Origin of the sequence: Mycolicibacterium anyangense, assembly GCF_010731855.1 — a bacterium.
In the GTDB taxonomy this organism is placed as follows: Bacteria; Actinomycetota; Actinomycetes; order Mycobacteriales; family Mycobacteriaceae; genus Mycobacterium; species Mycobacterium anyangense.
The window spans coordinates 536374-553552 of sequence record NZ_AP022620.1; the positions used below are offsets into that span (position 1 = coordinate 536374).

A 17179-nucleotide genomic window follows, 5' to 3' on the forward strand; every position below is an offset into this window, starting at 1 on the left:
GTGTGACGTACGCTGGCGCGCATGGAGCTACTACGCAACGTAGTCGTCTTGCTGCACATCGCCGGGTTCGCCGTGACGTTCGGTTCGTGGGTCGCCGAGGCGGCGGCCCGGCGCTTCCGGGTCACCCCGGTGATGGACTATGGGCTGCTGCTCTCGCTGCTCACCGGCTTGGTGCTGGCCGCGCCGTGGCCGGCGGGCATCGTGCACAACTATCCGAAAATTGGCATCAAGCTCGCGATCCTGATCGTGATCGGTGGACTCCTCGGCATGGGCGCGGCCCGGCAGCGGCGCACCGGTGAACCGGTACCGCGCCCGATCTTCCTCTCGGTGGGTGCACTCTCGTTCGCGGCAGCCGCCGTCGCCGTGCTCTGGTGAGGGCCGGTCACAGCCCCGTGACCCGGCCATTCGCCCAGTTCGGCGATGAGGCAGGATGGAAGTGCCGTCTCGGGCGTCGCCGGGATGGCACTCTCATGCCAGGAGCCCGACGAATCCGAGGAGTCTGATGGGGGAGCCGGCCAGCACCAACGGCGTCGAGCCGTCGGCGAACGAGTCCCGTCCGCTGCGCCCGAAGTATGCGCGCGTGCTGCTCAAACTCGGCGGCGAGATGTTCGGCGGCGGGGCCGTCGGCCTCGACCCCGATGTGGTCGCCCAGGTGGCCCGCCAGATCGCCGAGGTCGTGCGCAGTGGTGTGCAGGTCGCCGTGGTCATCGGTGGCGGCAACTTCTTCCGCGGTGCGCAGCTGCAACAGCGCGGTATGGAGCGCACCCGCTCGGACTACATGGGCATGCTCGGCACCGTGATGAACAGCCTTGCGCTGCAGGATTTCCTGGAGAAGGAGGGCATCGTCACCCGGGTGCAGACCGCGATCACCATGGGTCAGGTCGCCGAGCCTTACCTGCCGCTGCGTGCGGTACGGCACCTGGAGAAGGGCCGGGTGGTGATCTTCGGCGCCGGTATGGGCCTGCCGTACTTCTCCACCGACACCACCGCCGCCCAGCGTGCCCTGGAGATCGGTGCCGACGTGGTGCTGATGGCCAAGGCGGTCGACGGCGTGTTCACCGACGACCCGCGGGAGAACCCCGACGCGCAACTGCTCACCGAGATCAGCCATCGCGAGGTCATCGACCGCGAACTGCGGGTCGCGGACGCCACGGCGTTCAGCCTGTGCATGGACAACGGAATGCCAATCCTGGTCTTCAACCTGCTGACCGACGGGAATATCGCCCGGGCCGTCGCAGGTGAGAAGATCGGGACGCTGGTCACGACCTAGAGGGACACCGCAATGATTGAAGAGGCGCTGTTCGACGCCGAAGAGAAGATGGAGAAGGCCGTCGCCGTCGCGCGCGACGATCTGGCCTCCATCCGTACCGGCCGGGCCAACCCCGGCATGTTCTCCCGCATCGTCATCGACTACTACGGATCGCCGACACCGATCACGCAGGTCTCGAGCATCAACGTCCCCGAGGCCCGGATGGTAGTCATCAAGCCCTACGAGTCCAACCAGTTGCGCGCCATCGAGGAGGCGATCCGCAACTCCGACCTCGGGGTCAATCCGACCAACGACGGCAACATCATCCGCGTCTCCATCCCGCAGCTGACCGAAGAGCGCCGCCGCGACCTGGTCAAGCAGGCCAAGTCCAAGGGCGAGGACGCCAAGGTCTCGGTGCGCAACGTCCGCCGCAAGGCGATGGAGGAACTGGCCCGGATCAAGAAGGACGGCGAGGCCGGCGAGGACGAGGTGGGCCGCGCCGAGAAGGATCTGGACAAGACCACCCACACCTACGTCACCCAGATCGACGAGCTGGTCAAGCACAAGGAAGGCGAACTGCTGGAGGTCTGAGGACCGCTCAGCATTCACCGACCGTGGCAGACACCGACTCCGGTACCGCCGGCTCCGACGTGCCGGAGAAGAAGACGTCCCGTGCCGGACGCGACCTGCCGGCCGCCATCGCGGTCGGGGTGGTGCTCGGCGCGATGGCCATCGGCAGCCTGCTGTTCGCGCCGACGTGGTGGTTCCCGCTGCTGGCCTGCGCGATCGCCATCGCCACCCATGAGGTGATCCGGCGCCTTCGTGAACACGGCTACACGCTGCCGACCATCCCGCTGCTGGTGGGCGGCCAGGCGATGATCTGGCTGGCCTGGCCCTGGGGGGTGGCGGGCACGCTCGGTGCCTATGGCGGCACGATCGTGCTCGCCATGGTGTGGCGGCTGGTGGGGCAGGGGTTGCGCGAGCAGCCGGTCAACTACCTGCGCGATATCGCGGCCACCGTGCTGCTGGCCACCTGGGTGCCGTTGTTCGCCAGCTTCACCGCGCTGCTGATCCGGCAGGACAACGGCGGTGTACGGGTTTTCACGGTGATCGCGACCGTGGTCTTCGCCGATATCGGCGGGTATGCCGCCGGGGTGCTGTTCGGCAAGCATCTGCTGGCTCCGGCGATCAGCCCGAAGAAGTCCTGGGAGGGGCTGGGGGGTTCGCTGCTGTTCGGCATCGCCGCTGCGGTGTGTTCGGTCACCTTCCTGATGCACAAGCCGGCCTGGGTGGGCGTTCCGCTGGGGTTGATGCTGGTGATCACCGGCGTGCTCGGTGACCTGGTCGAGTCGCAGGTCAAGCGGGATCTGGGCATCAAGGACATGGGCACGCTGCTACCCGGCCACGGCGGGATCATGGACCGGATCGACGCGATGCTGCCGTCAGCGGTCGTGGGCTGGATCGTGCTGACGCTGCTGGCGTGAGCGCGCTGCGGCGATACTGGATGAGATGAAACAAGAGCTGGTCTTCGAGGCCCCGCGTCGCGCACTGCCGCCGCGGCATTTCGCCGACCTCGATGCGCAGGCTCGAGTGGCGGCGGTGACCGAGTTGGGTCTGCCCGCTTTCCGCGCCAAGCAACTGGCCCAGCAGTACTACGGCAGGCTACTGGCCGACCCCCAGCAGATGACCGACCTGCCCGCCGCGGTGCGCGACACCGTCGGCGACGCCCTGTTCCCCACCTTGCTGACCCCTGCCCGCCAGATCGAGTGCGACGCCGGCGAGACCCGAAAGACGTTGTGGCGCGCCCACGACGGGACGACGTTCGAGTCGGTGCTCATGCGCTACCCGAATCGCAACACCGTCTGCATCTCCTCGCAGGCCGGCTGCGGGATGGCCTGCCCGTTCTGCGCGACCGGTCAGGGCGGGCTGACCCGCAACCTGTCGGCCGCCGAGATCCTGGAGCAGGTGCGGGCCGCCGCGGTGAGCTCACGCGACGAGTTCGGTGAGCGGTTGTCGAACGTCGTGTTCATGGGGATGGGGGAGCCGCTGGCGAACTATGCCCGGGTGGTGGCCACGGTGCGGCGCATCACGGCCGCGCCGCCGGAGGGGTTCGGGATCTCGGCCCGGTCGGTGACCGTGTCGACGGTCGGGCTGGCACCGGCGATCCGCAAGCTGGCCGACGAACACCTCGGCGTCACGCTGGCGTTGTCGCTGCACACCCCCGACGACGAGCTGCGTGACACCCTGGTGCCGGTGAACGACCGGTGGAAGGTCAGCGAGGCGCTGGACGCCGCGCGCTACTACGCCGACGTGACGGGCCGGCGGGTGTCCATCGAGTACGCCCTGATCCGTGACGTCAACGACCAGCCGTGGCGGGCCGACCTGCTCGGTAAGAAGCTGCACCGCGCCCTCGGGCCGCTGGCCCACGTCAACCTCATTCCGCTCAACCCCACGCCAGGCAGCCAGTGGGATGCCAGTCCCAAGCCGGTGGAGCGGGAGTTCGTGCGCCGGGTGCGCGCCCAGGGAGTGTCGTGCACGGTCCGCGACACCCGCGGCCGCGAGATCGCGGCGGCCTGCGGTCAGCTTGCCGCCGAAGGCTAGGTACCGCTCTCTTCTCGCCGAAACCGACGTCTCGCAGCGGTTGTGCGAGTAGATCGCGCCAGATCGTCGATCTCGGCGCAGTGCGGCGCGCTTAGCGCAGCCAGCCGCGGCGGCGGCCCCACCAGTCGCGGATGAGCACCCCGGCGACCAGGATGGCGAAGCCGATCAGGAACCAGTCCTCGACGTGGCCGACGTGGTTGCCGCGAAGCATGAGCAGCAGGAAGCCGATGGCGAAGATGCCGAAGGTGTACCAGGCGCGGTAGTCGATCTTGCTCCAACCCCAGGCGGCCGAGGGCACGTCGGCGGGGTCGACGTCGTTGTAGCGCTCCACCTCGGTGCTGGGCATTGCGGCTCCTGTCGGACTCAGATCGGCAACTGCCGTCATTCTGGCACACCCACCCCCGGCCGGCTCAGCCGATCCGCCCGTAACGCGCCAGCGCCTCGACCCGTTCGGTGGCGTGGTCGACGATCGGTTCGGGGTAGGCCGCGGGCCGCCCGCCCTTGAGTTTGTGGACGTCGGTGACCAACACGTCGGGCCCCGCCAGCTCGGGGACCCAGCGGCGCACGTAGTCACCGCCCGGGTCGAACTTCTCGCCCTGCGCGGTCGGGTTGAACACCCGGAAATACGGGGCGGCGTCGGTGCCGGACCCCGCGCACCACTGCCAGCCGTGCTGGTTGTTGGCGACATCCCCGTCGACGAGCTGGTCGAGGAACCACCGTGCGCCCCACTGCCAGGGCAGGTGCAGGTCCTTGACCAGGAAGGAGGCGACGATCATGCGCACCCGGTTGTGCATGAACCCGGTCTCGAGCAGCTGGCGCATCCCGGCATCCACGATCGGATACCCGGTGCGGCCCTGCGTCCAGGCGTCGAAGGCCGTCTTCGCCGCGGCGTCGGTGTCGACCTCGATGGCGTCGTAGTTGCGGTTCCAATTGCGCCAGGCGCTCTCGGGCCACTCGGCCAGCACGGCGGCGTAGAAGTCGCGAAACGCCAGCTCGCGCAGGTAGGCCGCGGCACCGGTGGTTCGCACGTCGAGGTCGGCGGCCATGGTGCGGGGATGAATGGTCCCGAACTTCAGGTGCGCCGACATCCGGCTGGTGCCCGGTTTGTCGGGGCGGTTGCGGTCCTCGGCGTAGTCGGCCAGCCCGGTATCCACGAACTCGTCCCAGTGGCGCCGCGCGGCGGCCTCGCCGGCCTCGACATCCATCGTCGCGCCCGGGTCGGGGGCTTCGACCCGGTCGACGCCGGCGAGCGTGTCCGGGTCGATCCAGGCGCCGGCCTGCGCTGACTGGGCCGGCCCACGCCAGCCGACCTCGCGCCACCGGGCCAGGAAGGGGGTGAACACCTTGTAGGCACTGCCGTCGTCCTTGGTCACCCGGCCCGGTGAGACCAGGTAAGGGGACCCGGTGGCCTGCACTGTCCGGCCGTCGCCGGCCAACGCCTCGGCGACCGTCCGGTCGCGGCGCGTGCCGAACGGGCTGAAATCGGCGGAGATGTGGACGGTGTCGGCCTCGATCTGGGCGGCCAGCGCCGGGATCTGGGTCTCGGGCCGGCCCCGGACGATCAGCAACCGGCCGTCGAGCGTGTCCGCCAGTGCACGCAGCGAGTCGCCCAGGAACTGCAGGCGGCGGGGCCCTGAGGACTGTTCGAGCCGCGGATCGAGGACGAAGACGCCGAGTACCTCGGCGCTGTCGGCGGCGGCTTCCAGCAGTGGCGGCAGGTCGTGCACGCGAAGATCGCGGCGAAACCACAGCAGTGTGGACGACATGTCATCCATGCTGCCTTGTCTTTCCGCCCGGTGCCGGTCGGGGTTGCCTGCCAGAATGCAGCCATGAACCCCGTCGACGGTGCGGCCGGATACCCGCGTGACATGGTCGGCTACGGCCCGCACCCGCCGGATCCGCAGTGGCCCGGGCAGGCCCACATCGCGTTGCAGTTCGTCCTCAATTACGAGGAAGGTGCGGAGAACAACGTCCTGCACGGCGATCCCGCATCGGAGACGTTCCTCTCGGAAATGATTGGCGCCCAGGCATTCCCGAATCGGCATATGAGCATGGAGTCGCTCTACGAGTACGGTTCACGTGCTGGGCTGTGGCGCCTGCTGCGGGTCTTCGACCGGCGCGACCTGCCGCTGACCGTGTTCGGCGTGGCGATGGCGCTGGCCCGAAACCCCGAGGCGGTGGCGGCGTTCACGGCGCGCGGAGACGAGATCGCCTGCCACGGCCTGCGCTGGATCAGTTACCAGCTGGTCGACGCCGCCACCGAACGTGAGCACATGGCCCGGGCCGTGGACCTCATCGCCGAGCTCACCGGAGCGCCGCCGCTGGGCTGGTACACCGGGCGGGATTCTCCGCAGACCCGCAGCCTGGTGGTCGAGCACGGCGGCTTCCTCTACGACTCCGATTCCTATGCCGACGATCTGCCGTACTGGACGACGGTGGACGGTACCGACCACCTGGTGGTGCCCTACACGCTGGACACCAATGACATGCGGTTCGCCAGTGCCGGTGGTTTTCCTTCTGGCGAGCAATTTTTCGCGCACCTGCGCGACGCTTTCGATGTGCTCTACGCCGAGGGCGTGGCCGGCTCGCCCAAGATGCTCTCGATCGGACTGCACTGCCGGCTGGCCGGGCGGCCCGCCCGCACCGCTGCCCTGGAGCGGTTCCTGGACCATGTGCAATCGCACGACAAGGTGTGGATCACCCGCCGGGTGGACATTGCGCGGCACTGGATCGAGCGTTTTCCCGTTCCCTTCGCATAGCGGACCGCATCTTCGCGTCGCGGCCAGCGCTGTGATAACCGGCACAAATTAACTATCTCGTCTGTAAATTCGGTAATGACATTTTGCTGCTAGAGCAACATTTTCGGCGGCAACAAAATCTCTACCGGTGCCTGTTACACGAATTACTGAAATGTGAACAACCAGACACGACGGCCGTCTGGGGTTGTGGGTCCAGCCCGGTCAAGTTTGAATATTCACACGGGTCGGGAAACCTAACCGCGCCAACGAAGTCCACGGTGCCATTGGCACAGGGCTTGCGTAGTGGGGGCGGCCGACTTTGGGAGGGACGACATCGGTTCGTACCCCGTGGCGATCGCCCACGACTATCTGACGCAACGCGGCGGCGCCGAGAAGGTTGTTCTAGCAATTAGCCGAGCTTTCCCAGAAGCTCCCATTTATACGTTGCTATACGAGCCGGAAGGTACGTATCCGGAGTTCGCCGACCGCGACATCCGGGTCTCCCCGCTCAACCGGGTGGGACCGCTGCGGCGGCACCATCGTGCTGCGTTGCCGGTACTCCCGTTCGCCGCGCAGGCGATGACGGTCGACGCGGATCTGGTGATCACCAGCTCCAGCGGCTGGGCGCATGGCTTTCGCACCACGGGGGAGAAGCTCGTCTACTGCTACTCCCCGGCGCGGTGGCTCTACGCCAGCGACATGTATCTGGGCGAGGGGGCCGGAGTGATGAAGCGGGCCGTCCTGGCCGCCCTCGGCCCCTACCTCAAGCGGTGGGACAAGCGCGCGGCGCTGTCCTGCCAGCGTTACGTCGCGATCTCGTCGGTCACCCAGACCCGCATCCGCGACGCGTACGGCATCGACGCTCCGGTGCTCCCCGCGCCGGTCGCAATGACCGGCGCCGAGCGGGCGACAACGATCGACGACGTGACGGATTGGCTGGCGCGTTCCGGTGCGCAACGGCCCGACGGCGCCTTCTACCTGTGCGTCTCGCGTCTGCTGCCTTACAAGAACGTCGATCAGGTGGTACGTGCGTTCGCCGACCTGGATCGGCGGCTGATCGTCGTGGGCCGTGGTCCCGAGGCCGAGCGTATTCGCGCCCTCGCTCCCGCCAATGTCCTCATGCTCGAAGGCCTTTCGGACAGCGAGATGGTGTGGCTGTATCAGAACTGTCGTGCGGTGGTGGCGGCCAGCTACGAGGACTACGGGCTGACCCCGATCGAGGCCGGGGTCTGGGGCCGGCCGAGCATCGTGTTGCGCTGGGGAGGCTTCGTCGACACCGTGATCGACGGTGGCACCGGGGTGTTCTTCGATCGACCGGAGGCGTCCGAGATCGCTCGCGCCGTCCGACTGCTGGAGTCCTCGCGATTCGACGAGGGCGAGATCCGCGGCGCAATGGAGCGCTTCAGCGAAGCCCGATTCATCGACGGGCTGCGTTCCGAAATACAAGCGACCATAGGGGTAGCGGCATGAGACTCATTCCAGGAATCGACGAGCCGAAGAAGTCGGCGCTGATCACCGGCGTCACCGGACAGGACGGGCTGTACCTCTCGGAATTGCTGCTGTCCAAGGGGTACACCGTCTACGGGCTGATCCGGGGCCAGAACAATCCCAAAGAGGTGATGCTGCGCGAGACGGTCCCCGGTGTGCAGATCGTCACCGGCGACCTGCTCGACATGTCGAGTTTGATGCGCGCGTTGACGATTGCCGAGCCCGACGAGGTGTACAACCTGGGAGCGGTCTCGTTCGTGGCGTACTCCTGGCGCAACGCTCGGTTGACCACCGATGTCACCGGTGGCGGGGTCCTCAACATGCTCGAGGCCATTCGGCTCTACCAGGACATCGCCGGTCGCAAGGTCCGGTTCTACCAGGCCTCCAGTTCCGAGATGTTCGGGAAGGTCCAGCAGGTGCCGCAGACCGAATCGACGCTGTTGTGGCCGCGGTCGCCCTACGGCGTGGCCAAGGTGTACGGCCACTACATGACCGTCAACTACCGTGAGTCCTACGATATGCACGCCAGCTCGGGAATCCTGTTCAACCACGAGTCCCCAAGGCGCGGAGTCGAATTCGTCACCCGCAAGGTCTCGCGAGCGGTGGCGCGGATTGCGCTGGGCGGTCAGTCGCATGTCACCCTCGGCAATCTCGACGCTCGCCGGGACTGGGGTTTTGCCGGCGACTATGTCGAGGCGATGTACCGCATGCTGCAGCAGGACGTCGCCGATGACTACGTGATCTGCACCGGCCGTACCCATTCCATCCGCGAGATGCTGGACATCGCGTTCGCCACGGTGGGGATCGAGGACTGGGAACCCTATGTCCAGTTGGACAAGTCGCTGATCCGGCCAGCCGAGGTGGACCTGCTGGTGGGCGATGCCACCAAGGCGCAGCGGGTGCTCGGCTGGCAGCCGAGCGTGGGCTTCCGCGAGCTCATCGAGATGATGGTGTACAGCGATCTCGACAGCGAGTCGCGTGCCATGCGCGCGGCCGCGCTGTAGCCGGCACCGATGGCTTACCCACCACCATCGGCAGGCACCGCTCTGATCACCGGTGTCACCGGGCAGGACGGCCAGTACCTGGCCCCGTTGTTGCATGCCTTCGGCTTCACCGTGCATGGGACGGTGCGGCCTGGCTCACCGCCGGGACGGACCCCGCCAGGGGTGCCGGTCGTCGAACACCGGGTGGACCTGGAGAACCGGCACGCCGTGCTGCGGCTCATCGAAAGCATTGACCCGCAGTACGTCTTCCATCTGGCCGGGGTGACCTCGGTGGCCGCGTCGTGGTCCGATCCGGTGTCGACACTGAACTTCAACGCCAGCTCCACGACCGCGTTGCTGGACGCCTGCCTGCGGGTTCAGGACGAGCAGGGTAGTCCGATCGTTGTGGTCAACGCCTCCAGCGCGGAGATCTTCTCCGGGGCGGCCTCATCACCGCAGTCCGAAGCCACCCCGATCGAGCCCACCTCGCCCTACGGTGCGTCGAAGGCGCTGGGCCACATGATGTGTGTGATCTATCGTTCGCGTGGGCTGGCGGCCTCCAACGCCATCCTCTACAACCACGAATCACCGCTTCGCCCGACACATTTCGTGACGCGGAAGATCACTGCAGCGGTCGCGCGGATCGCCCGTGGCCTGCAGGACTCACTCACGCTTGGTGACCTGCAGACCCGCAGGGACTGGGGGTGGGCGCCGGACTATGTCGATGCGCTGTACCGGATCGCCCTGCAAGGGGTGGGGGACGACTTCGTGATCGCGACCGGAATCTCGCACTCGATCGGCGACTTCGTGGCGGCTGCCTTCGCCGAAGTCGGAATCGACGACTGGCACTCGTTCGTGCAGACCGATGCCACCCTGCGCCGGCCGACCGATCCGGTGGAGATGGTGGGCGATTCCCTCTACGCCCGGCGCGTCCTGGGCTGGCAACCGTCGGTGGATTTCACCGACATGGTGGCCGCGATGGTGCGCCACGACCTCGACGAGATCGCAATGCCGCAACATGCCGTAGGAGGAGACCTATGACCAGCGAACCCCTGCTGACCGACGACGGCTTACCGCCCTCGCTGGAGCCGGTGAAACCACCGCCGATGCAGGACATCTCGTTTCTCCGCAAGCTGTACAACCGCGTCGGGCTGCTGGGCTTCAACCTGTTCTTCACCTACTTCCCGTCGCATCATGTGCGGCAGGCCTATCTGCGATTGTTCGGCGCCAAGATCGGCAAGGACTCGTCGATCTTCCGCGGCACCACCATCCTGGATATCGGGAACCTGACGATCGGGGAGGCCTGCTCGATCGGCTTCCGCTGCATGCTCGACGCCCGCGGCGGAATCACGATCGGCGACAACGTGGTTCTGGCCTCTGACGTCCACATCATCGGCGGCTATCACGACCACAACGACCCGTCGTTCGCCCCGATCCTTCAGCCATGCGTCATCGAGGACTATGTCTGGGTCGCCAGCAGATCCACGATCCTGTCGGGGGTGACGCTCGGCCGCGGCGCCGTGGTCGGTGGCTGCTCGATGGTGCGTGGTGACGTGGGTGCGCTGCAGGTGGTGGCCGGAGTACCGGCCAAGGTACTCAGCACCCGTAACCCGGACGCGTTGCGATACCGTCCCAAGTACCGGCCGCTGTTCTACTAGATGGGCGGCTCACTGGCCGGCGCCCGGCTCATCTACCTCGGCCCGCGGGACGGGGCCGGCGGGGTCGGGGATTATGCCCAGCAGTTCCTCGACGCCGTGCGCCCGCTCTTCGGCGCCGTCGTCGAATACCGGCACGGCGGCCCCGGCGAGGACGGCGTGGCCGACCTGCGGCGGCACCGCCGGGCCGTCGGCACGCTGATCGACGAACCGTATCCCGGACCCACCCTGGTGCATGCCGAACTCAGTGGCGGTGCGGTGACGCCGTTCTGGGCCATCGCCGGGCGTCGGGATGTGGCCCTGAGCGCTACGGTGCACGACCCGCCGAACCTGATCTGGTGGCCGTGGCGCACCCGCTTCATGGCCAACCATCGACTGGTCAACCACGGGGTGCATGTACCGCTGCAGGCCGTCTCGCGCCGCGTCGAGCGATCGGTGGCCGCCGGATTGCAGCTGTTCTCGCTGACCGACAGCGGGGCCCGGTCGCTGGCGTCGGCGTATCCGCGGGCCCGGGTGGCCAGGGTGCCGCATATCGCGCCGGTGCGCCGTGCGGTGACGCCGGCCCCGCAGCGTCCCCTCGCCGTGGGGTTCTTCGGATTGGTCTATCGCGGAAAGGGTTTCGAGCTGATCGGCCGGATCCGTGAACTCCTCAGCGATGATGTTGCGATCCGGGTGGCCGGCCGCGGAACCGAACAGCTGCCATCCGTTCCCGGCATCGACATCGTCGGCGGTGTCGAAGGCGCCGACGAGGATGCCTTCTTCGAGTCGGTCCGTGCCGTCGTCGTGCCCTACGGCCGGCGCACCTTCTACGGCCCCGCGTACCCGTCCTCCGCGGTGGTGACCCACGCGATCGGCTACGGCACACCGGTGATCTGCAGTGACCACGGGGCACTGGTGGACCTCGACCAACGGCACGGTGCCGTCGTGGTGCGGGTACCGAGTACCGACAGCACCGGTGGCGTCGAGCAGTTCTGCTGGGCCATCGACTATCTGGTCAAGGATTCCGAGCGGCTGCATCAACTCGGGGCCAACGCCATCCTGGAACGGGACAGGCGCTCGCCGCAGCGGGTCGCGCAGGCCTACGCCGAGCACTGGTCCCGGATGGTGGGCACCCGGTGAGCGAGGTGTCGTCACCGGCGCCGCCGACAGTGAGCCGGATCGGCAAGACGGTGCTCGCAGCCGTGTGGATGTACGGCGGGCGCGGCGTGGGCCTGCTGTGGACACTGGCGGTGATCAAGCGGCTGGGGATCGCCGACTATGGCCTGTACGCCATGGGTTTCGCCCTGGCAGCGATCATCTGCGCGCCGCTGGACAACCCGTTCAACGTGCGGGCCCTGCGGGAATCCGAGGAGCGATTCCTGCGTGAACGCACCACCCGGGTCGGGCTGGGCCTGCTGCTGATGGCCGCGGGTATTGCCGTCGTCGACGTGCACTACATCGCCTGGTTCGGTCTGGTGGTCGGTGGCGGCGAACTGGTGTTCAACGCCTACAAGAGCCGGGACCTGCGCGACGGGCATCCGGACCGGGTGATGCGACGCGACACCGTCCGGCAGATCAGCAGCATCGCACTCGCCAGCGCCTACCTCTTCGCCGCTGCAGCACCGACGTTGCTGACCGCGAGCCTGCTGTACTGCGTGCCCTATGCCGTCATCGCCGCGCTGGCGGTGCTCACGGTCCGTGGTCACCGGCCGGAACTGCCGGGGCCGCCCAGGCTGGTCGCGGCACTGGTCATGGAGCACCTGGGCAACGCCCTCTATATCCAGGGTGACGTGCTGCTGCTCGGGTTTCTCACCGACTCCCGGGTGGCGGGTCTGTATTCGGTGGCATCAGTGATGGCCTGGGCGGTGGCGGCGCTGGGCCAGTCCTACGTCGCGACCTACCACGAACCGCTGCGGGAGTCCGGCGGTGACCTGGCGAGCGGACCGCCGCGAAAGTCCATCGTCACCGTCTCGGTGGTGGCGATGCTGCTGATCCTGCTGGTCGGCATCGGCCTGGTGGTGTCACCCGCGCCGCGCGAGCTGGGCGTTGCCATGGTCCTGATGTCGGTGTTCTGCTGCATGCGCACCGCCAACTACATCTACACCGCGGTGCTCTACATGCAACACCGGGATCTGTTGCGGGCCTGGGCCGCAGTGGGTTTGGTGCCGGTGAAACTGGCGTGTGTGGCAGGGCTGGCACCACTGGGCGCCGTCGGTGCGGCGGTGGCTTCGGTGCTGACCGACGCGGTCCTGTTGGCGCTCTACCTGAAGATCCTGTACCGAAGGGGTGGTTGATGACGAGGGTGACCTTCCTGCTGTCGAAGGACCCCGAGACCGAGCACGGCGGCGATCTCACGCTGTCACGTCTGGTGATGTCCCTGGTGGCCGAGTCCTGGTACGTCGACGGCATCTGCCTGTCCGGTCGGGCCGGCGCGGCGGCGTCGACACCGATGCCCGCCGGTGTGCCGTTGGTCAGGGTGGCCAAGCCGCCGGTGCGACGGACCGGCCTGGCCGTCGAGGCGCTACGCTCCCGGCGCAGTCTGGTGCACGTGCGGTTCGACACCCCTGCACTGGTGTCGGCTGTCGAGGACTGCGACGCCGACGTGTTCTTCGCGGAGCACAGCTACATGGCCGAGTCGTTCCTGCGCTCAGCGCATTTCGGCGATCGCGGCCTGGTGGTCAACACTGTCAACTCCGAGTCTGAGGTGTGGCAGGCGACCAGGGGGCGGCTGGGCCGAGTAGAAGCTCCCCGGTTGGTCCGAGACGAGCTTCGGGTGGCCCGCGCCGCCGATGCCGTCGGCACCTACGATGCCCAGGAAGCCGAGATGTATCAGCGTGCCGGAGTGTCCGGTGCGCGCTGGGTCGAGCTCACGCTGCCGCCCGCCGCACAGCTCGATCTCGGGGCCACCGGCCCGCGGCTGGCGTTCATCGGCACCCGGGACTGGCCGCCGAATCAGGAGGCGTTTCTCGAGGCGCTCCGGTTGTGGCCGCGAATCGCCGACGGGATCCCCGGCGCCGAACTGGTGATCATCGGAGCCCGCAAGCCCGGTGCCGTCGACCCGCCCTACCCCCCGGGCGTTCGGGACGTCGGATTCGTCGACGACCTACCGGGACTCCTCGCGACGTGTCGGGCGCTGATCGCCCCGGTGAAGACCGGCGGCGGGGTCCGGGTGAAGATTCTCGACGCGGCGCGGGCCGGCCTGCCGATCGTCGGTAGTTCGGCGGCCGTCGGATCGTTGAAAGACCATCTGCGACTACCGGTCTACGACACCGACGGGGCGTTCGTGCAAGCTTGTCGGCGGTATCTCCTCGATCGCGGCGCCGCGGAGTCCGACGGCGCTGCCCTCTACGAGGTCAACGCGGCGCACTGGCAGGACCGCCGACCGCACCAGGCCGTGGCTGACCTGGTGACCTTGGCCGGGCAGGCTAGGACAGGGTCACCACCGCGCCGGCCGCAGGTGTCCAGGTGATCCGGCCGTGCTGGAAGTCGACCGCCACGCCGCCGGTGGACAGCGGCACTTCGTCGGTGGTGGCCAGACCCAGTGCCGAGGTCCACGCCGCCGCGATCCCACTGCCGATCGCGTGAGCGCCGGTGGCCGCGGAGTAGAAGATCCGCACCCCGGTGTCGAAATCCTGGTAGCCGTTGGCGAAGGGACCCGTCGGTGCCACCCCCAGCGGTCTGGCCTTGAGGGCGACCGGGTTGGGGGAGGACAGATATCCTGCCGCGGTCGTCTCGAACACCGTGGCATTGGTGCGCACTTGCGCCCAGATGGTCGGCGTCGCCTTGTACACCGGACTCAGCACGGTGCCGTAGGCGGTGTTGGTGACCGTGCTGAAGCGCTGGAACTCAGCAGTTTTCGGGATGCCGTTCGCGATCTGCCACTGCAGCACCTGCTGGGCGATCTTCGGTGTCCAGTCCGACCGGAAGACACCGAAAGTATCCTCCGGGTCGGAGCTGCCGGTGGCCTTGTCGCGAGTGGTGTAGACCAGGAGCGGGCCGGTGTAGGGCATTTCCTGCCATTTGGTCACGATGTCGTTGATCATCGAGCTCTGGGTGTTCTCGTCCACCGTCGCCGTAGGTTCGCCGTACTCGGTTGCCCAGATCTTCTTGGCCGAGTCACCGTTGGTCACCATCACCGTGCGCATGTCCATCAGCTGCTGCACAGGCGAATTGGCGATGTCCACACCGGAGGAGAACGGGAGGCTGTATTGGTACGGATGGAATGACACTGCATCGAAGTAGCTCTTGGCGCCCGCGGCGTACATCTGGGTGAGGAAGGACGCCGGATCGGTGGTGGTGGCCGAGGTGATGTCAGCCCCGAGGGCGCCCGCGACCACCTGCAGCGACGAGGACACCGACTTGATCGCGGGATAGGCCGCCTTGAGCAGAGCGGTGTAACCGGCCGGATCGGGTCCGGGCGAATAGAACAGCGACGAGTTGGGCTCGTTCCAGATTTCGTAGGCCGAGATCTTGCCCGAGTAGCGGGTGGCGGCAGCTTTGGCGAAGGAGCCGAAGTCCGAGGGTGAGGACGGCTTGCCGATCATCGGTGCGGTTCCGGCAGCCCTGGCCCAGTCGGGGGTGAAGGCGATGATGCCCAGGACCGACATCGACCGTGCCACAGCGGCATTGATCACGGTGTCCACCTGTGTCCAGTTCAACGTCCCCTTCGTCTGCTCGACGATGGACCACGGGATGACGGTGCGCACAGTCCTGGCGCCGGTGGCTACCATCAGGTCCAGGGTGTGGCCGATGTCGGTGGCGGTCATGGACAGGAACTCGCCGGGCTGGGAGAACCCGATTGTGGTGGGAGCCGGGTTGATCACCGCTGCCTCGGCGACGGCGTCGTGGCGGTCGGTTCTGCTCGGCCACAGCACCAGCGCGGTGCCGACGGCTGCGGCGATGAGCACCGCAGTGGCCAGTGTGCCGAACCGGCTGATGCGCAGGCCCCTGATCGGTGTCATCGGACTCCCTGAACTAGTGCGTCATCGCGGTAGCCGAGCTGAACCGCAGATTGTTGTTGGTGTGGATCATTTTTCGCAAGGAACACCAGGAACACCGAGAACATCATCGTCACCGATGGAATCGTGACGACCGGGAAGTCGAGCTGTAGCGCGACCACGGTGAAGCCGATGAAGATGCCGGCCAGCGCGGCCTGCGGGGTATCGCCGCCACGCAATGTCCGGTAGGCGACCGTCACGGCGATCAGCAGTATCGCGACGAAGATCAGCCCGGTGATGATGCCACCGCGGTAGACGGTGAGCAGGGGGGCATTGGCGACGTAGTTCACTTCGAAGCTCTTGCTGGGATCCTTGAATTCCGGCCTGCCCCAGCCCAGTCCGAACAGCCAGTGACCGTGCATCACGGAGGTGAAGTTGTCCAGTGCATCGGCGCGTGCCGATGATCCGGCGTCGCCGCTGCCGAATGACGAGAACACCCGTCGGCGGACCTGGGGGGTGGCTGCGGCTGCGAGGACCGCCACACCCAGCGTGACGAAGATGGTGCGCCGTTGCTTGCTGCTCAGGGTATGGAACAGCACAACGATGACGAGGCCGCCAAGAATGCTGAACAACGCTGCGCGACTGAGGGTGAGCGCAACGCACACCACGAAAAGTGTGGCCAATCCCACACGGCGCCAGCCGCTGAAGACCACGAGAGTGACGGCGAGCGCCACCAGCAGGCCGATTCCCGCGGTGTTCGGATCGATGTAGGTTCCGGCCAGGCGCACGGCATTTCCGCTGTCGCTGTAGACGAATCGGGTGCTGTTGGACTCCCGGCCGTACCCGACGACGGACAGATAGCTGATCAGACGGCCTTCGGGATCGGCGGCGACGATGGTGATGGCGAACAGGGCCGCGGCTGCCGAGGCCCCGGCGTAGATGCGGCCGAAACGGCTCAGATCCGCTGGAGAAAGCCGCAATAGTGCGATCACGAGGACGGTCGACACCGTCCATTTGCCGAATTCCGCGATATCAGTGGGTGACTCGAAAGTGGCGGCCACCGACACTGCGGAGGCCACCACCAAGACGGCGATGCCAATTTCCAAGGGCGCCAAGGTGTTGTTGTCGTTGCGATGTAGCAACGAAGCTAAGAGGACGGCGATGCCGAGGCCGAACGTCAGCGGGGCATGGACGCCTGGGAAGTATCCGAAGGGCAGCGCCGCCAGCGCGCCCGCCAGTAACCAGTACAGCCACAGGGGATGTCGGATGCCGACATAGGTGCCCACCACCGCGCTGCTGAGGCCGAGCAGGGCCGCAACGGGTAGCGCGCCGCCGACCAGTGCCGCTCCGGACAGCAAACAACAGACGGCGACGATCGCAACGTCCGAAAGTATTGTCATGAGCGTAATTTTGTTGTGCTGCACGGGAATATGCTCGCATCTCTACCGGGTGATGCAACAGAGCGAGCACACTCGTGTTGTGCCGGATCGCCGCGGGGCGGCTAAGGTTATCGGTGGTCGGGAGCCAGGTAAGGGGAATGGAGATCCGG

General features: G+C 67.1%; 17 protein-coding genes. 13 read left to right on the plus strand and 4 right to left on the minus strand.

What is annotated here, in order from left to right:
- Positions 1-21: 21 nt before the first annotated feature.
- The 5 genes from G6N35_RS02485 (at position 22) to rlmN (ending at position 3850) form a co-directional block, all read left to right on the plus strand.
- Entirely contained in the window at positions 22-375 is a 354-nt protein-coding gene (locus G6N35_RS02485; RefSeq protein WP_163802811.1) for a Fe-S protein, read from the plus strand.
- Between the two features lie 127 nt (positions 376-502).
- Positions 503-1270: a UMP kinase gene (pyrH, locus tag G6N35_RS02490; RefSeq protein ID WP_163802812.1), complete on the plus strand. Its 768-nt coding sequence runs from the start codon at positions 503-505 to the stop codon at positions 1268-1270.
- A gap of 12 nt (positions 1271-1282) precedes the next feature.
- A complete protein-coding gene (gene frr / locus G6N35_RS02495) occupies positions 1283-1840 on the plus strand; it encodes a ribosome recycling factor (RefSeq protein ID WP_163802813.1) in 558 nt (185 codons plus the stop codon).
- A 23-nt stretch (positions 1841-1863) separates the two neighbouring features.
- The gene (locus tag G6N35_RS02500) at positions 1864-2733 is read left to right on the plus strand and encodes a phosphatidate cytidylyltransferase (RefSeq protein WP_163802814.1); all 870 of its coding nucleotides are present in this window, start codon (positions 1864-1866) and stop codon (positions 2731-2733) included.
- Between the two features lie 25 nt (positions 2734-2758).
- Complete coding sequence (rlmN, locus tag G6N35_RS02505) at positions 2759-3850, plus strand: dual-specificity RNA methyltransferase RlmN (protein WP_163802815.1); 1092 nt, start codon at positions 2759-2761, stop codon at positions 3848-3850.
- 91 nt (positions 3851-3941) lie between these two features.
- Here the strand turns inward: rlmN and G6N35_RS02510 are convergent, their stop codons facing one another.
- Together G6N35_RS02510 and G6N35_RS02515 are read right to left on the minus strand one after the other, a co-directional pair.
- A complete protein-coding gene (locus tag G6N35_RS02510) occupies positions 3942-4196 on the minus strand; it encodes a DUF2631 domain-containing protein (protein WP_163802816.1) in 255 nt (84 codons plus the stop codon).
- 64 nt (positions 4197-4260) lie between these two features.
- On the minus strand, positions 4261-5616 hold the full coding sequence (locus tag G6N35_RS02515) for a cryptochrome/photolyase family protein (protein ID WP_163802817.1): 1356 nt from the start codon (positions 5614-5616) through the stop codon (positions 4261-4263).
- Between the two features lie 63 nt (positions 5617-5679).
- Between G6N35_RS02515 and puuE the strand changes: the two genes are divergently transcribed.
- The 8 genes from puuE (at position 5680) to G6N35_RS02555 (ending at position 14162) form a co-directional block, all read left to right on the plus strand.
- The gene (puuE, locus tag G6N35_RS02520) at positions 5680-6609 is read left to right on the plus strand and encodes an allantoinase PuuE (protein ID WP_246224172.1); all 930 of its coding nucleotides are present in this window, start codon (positions 5680-5682) and stop codon (positions 6607-6609) included.
- A 423-nt stretch (positions 6610-7032) separates the two neighbouring features.
- Positions 7033-8058 (plus strand): glycosyltransferase, encoded by a 1026-nt coding sequence (locus G6N35_RS02525; protein WP_407664499.1) that lies wholly within the window; start codon positions 7033-7035, stop codon positions 8056-8058.
- Complete coding sequence (locus G6N35_RS02530) at positions 8055-9080, plus strand: GDP-mannose 4,6-dehydratase (RefSeq protein ID WP_163802818.1); 1026 nt, start codon at positions 8055-8057, stop codon at positions 9078-9080. Before G6N35_RS02525 ends, G6N35_RS02530 begins: the two co-directional genes overlap by 4 nt.
- Before the next feature lie 9 nt (positions 9081-9089).
- Positions 9090-10100: a GDP-mannose 4,6-dehydratase gene (locus tag G6N35_RS02535; protein ID WP_163802819.1), complete on the plus strand. Its 1011-nt coding sequence runs from the start codon at positions 9090-9092 to the stop codon at positions 10098-10100.
- 65 nt (positions 10101-10165) lie between these two features.
- The gene (locus tag G6N35_RS02540; protein ID WP_407664597.1) at positions 10166-10717 is read left to right on the plus strand and encodes an acyltransferase; all 552 of its coding nucleotides are present in this window, start codon (positions 10166-10168) and stop codon (positions 10715-10717) included.
- Positions 10718-11833 (plus strand): glycosyltransferase family protein, encoded by a 1116-nt coding sequence (locus tag G6N35_RS27015; RefSeq protein WP_163802821.1) that lies wholly within the window; start codon positions 10718-10720, stop codon positions 11831-11833. It abuts the gene before it with no gap.
- Positions 11830-12987: a polysaccharide biosynthesis protein gene (locus tag G6N35_RS02550; protein WP_246224173.1), complete on the plus strand. Its 1158-nt coding sequence runs from the start codon at positions 11830-11832 to the stop codon at positions 12985-12987. Before G6N35_RS27015 ends, G6N35_RS02550 begins: the two co-directional genes overlap by 4 nt.
- Positions 12987-14162, plus strand: coding sequence for a glycosyltransferase (locus tag G6N35_RS02555; protein WP_163802822.1), 1176 nt, complete (start codon positions 12987-12989; stop codon positions 14160-14162). The genes G6N35_RS02550 and G6N35_RS02555 overlap by 1 nt, the downstream gene beginning before the upstream one ends.
- On the opposite strand, the gene G6N35_RS02560 is transcribed toward G6N35_RS02555, so the two are convergent.
- Both G6N35_RS02560 and G6N35_RS02565 read right to left on the minus strand, forming a co-directional pair.
- The gene (locus G6N35_RS02560; RefSeq protein ID WP_163802823.1) at positions 14119-15654 is read right to left on the minus strand and encodes a hypothetical protein; all 1536 of its coding nucleotides are present in this window, start codon (positions 15652-15654) and stop codon (positions 14119-14121) included. The two genes, G6N35_RS02555 and G6N35_RS02560, sit on opposite strands and share 44 nt — an antisense overlap.
- Positions 15651-17030, minus strand: a complete 1380-nt coding sequence (locus tag G6N35_RS02565) for an O-antigen ligase family protein (protein ID WP_163802824.1) — start codon at positions 17028-17030, stop codon at positions 15651-15653. The genes G6N35_RS02560 and G6N35_RS02565 overlap by 4 nt, the downstream gene beginning before the upstream one ends.
- Positions 17031-17179: the final 149 nt, after the last annotated feature.

Bases quoted from the DNA above. Each gene is read 5' to 3' on its own strand.
- G6N35_RS02485 (WP_163802811.1), top strand. From the start codon at position 22: ATGGAGCTACTACGCAACGTAGTCGTCTTGCTGCACATCGCCGGGTTC.
- pyrH (WP_163802812.1), top strand. From the start codon at position 503: ATGGGGGAGCCGGCCAGCACCAACGGCGTCGAGCCGTCGGCGAACGAG.
- frr (WP_163802813.1), top strand. From the start codon at position 1,283: ATGATTGAAGAGGCGCTGTTCGACGCCGAAGAGAAGATGGAGAAGGCC.
- rlmN (WP_163802815.1), top strand. From the start codon at position 2,759: ATGAAACAAGAGCTGGTCTTCGAGGCCCCGCGTCGCGCACTGCCGCCG.
- G6N35_RS02510 (WP_163802816.1), bottom strand. From the start codon at position 4,196: ATGCCCAGCACCGAGGTGGAGCGCTACAACGACGTCGACCCCGCCGAC.
- G6N35_RS02515 (WP_163802817.1), bottom strand. From the start codon at position 5,616: ATGTCGTCCACACTGCTGTGGTTTCGCCGCGATCTTCGCGTGCACGAC.
- puuE (WP_246224172.1), top strand. From the start codon at position 5,680: ATGAACCCCGTCGACGGTGCGGCCGGATACCCGCGTGACATGGTCGGC.
- G6N35_RS02530 (WP_163802818.1), top strand. From the start codon at position 8,055: ATGAGACTCATTCCAGGAATCGACGAGCCGAAGAAGTCGGCGCTGATC.
- G6N35_RS02535 (WP_163802819.1), top strand. From the start codon at position 9,090: ATGGCTTACCCACCACCATCGGCAGGCACCGCTCTGATCACCGGTGTC.
- G6N35_RS02540 (WP_407664597.1), top strand. From the start codon at position 10,166: ATGCAGGACATCTCGTTTCTCCGCAAGCTGTACAACCGCGTCGGGCTG.
- G6N35_RS27015 (WP_163802821.1), top strand. From the start codon at position 10,718: ATGGGCGGCTCACTGGCCGGCGCCCGGCTCATCTACCTCGGCCCGCGG.
- G6N35_RS02555 (WP_163802822.1), top strand. From the start codon at position 12,987: ATGACGAGGGTGACCTTCCTGCTGTCGAAGGACCCCGAGACCGAGCAC.
- G6N35_RS02560 (WP_163802823.1), bottom strand. From the start codon at position 15,654: ATGACACCGATCAGGGGCCTGCGCATCAGCCGGTTCGGCACACTGGCC.
- G6N35_RS02565 (WP_163802824.1), bottom strand. From the start codon at position 17,030: ATGACAATACTTTCGGACGTTGCGATCGTCGCCGTCTGTTGTTTGCTG.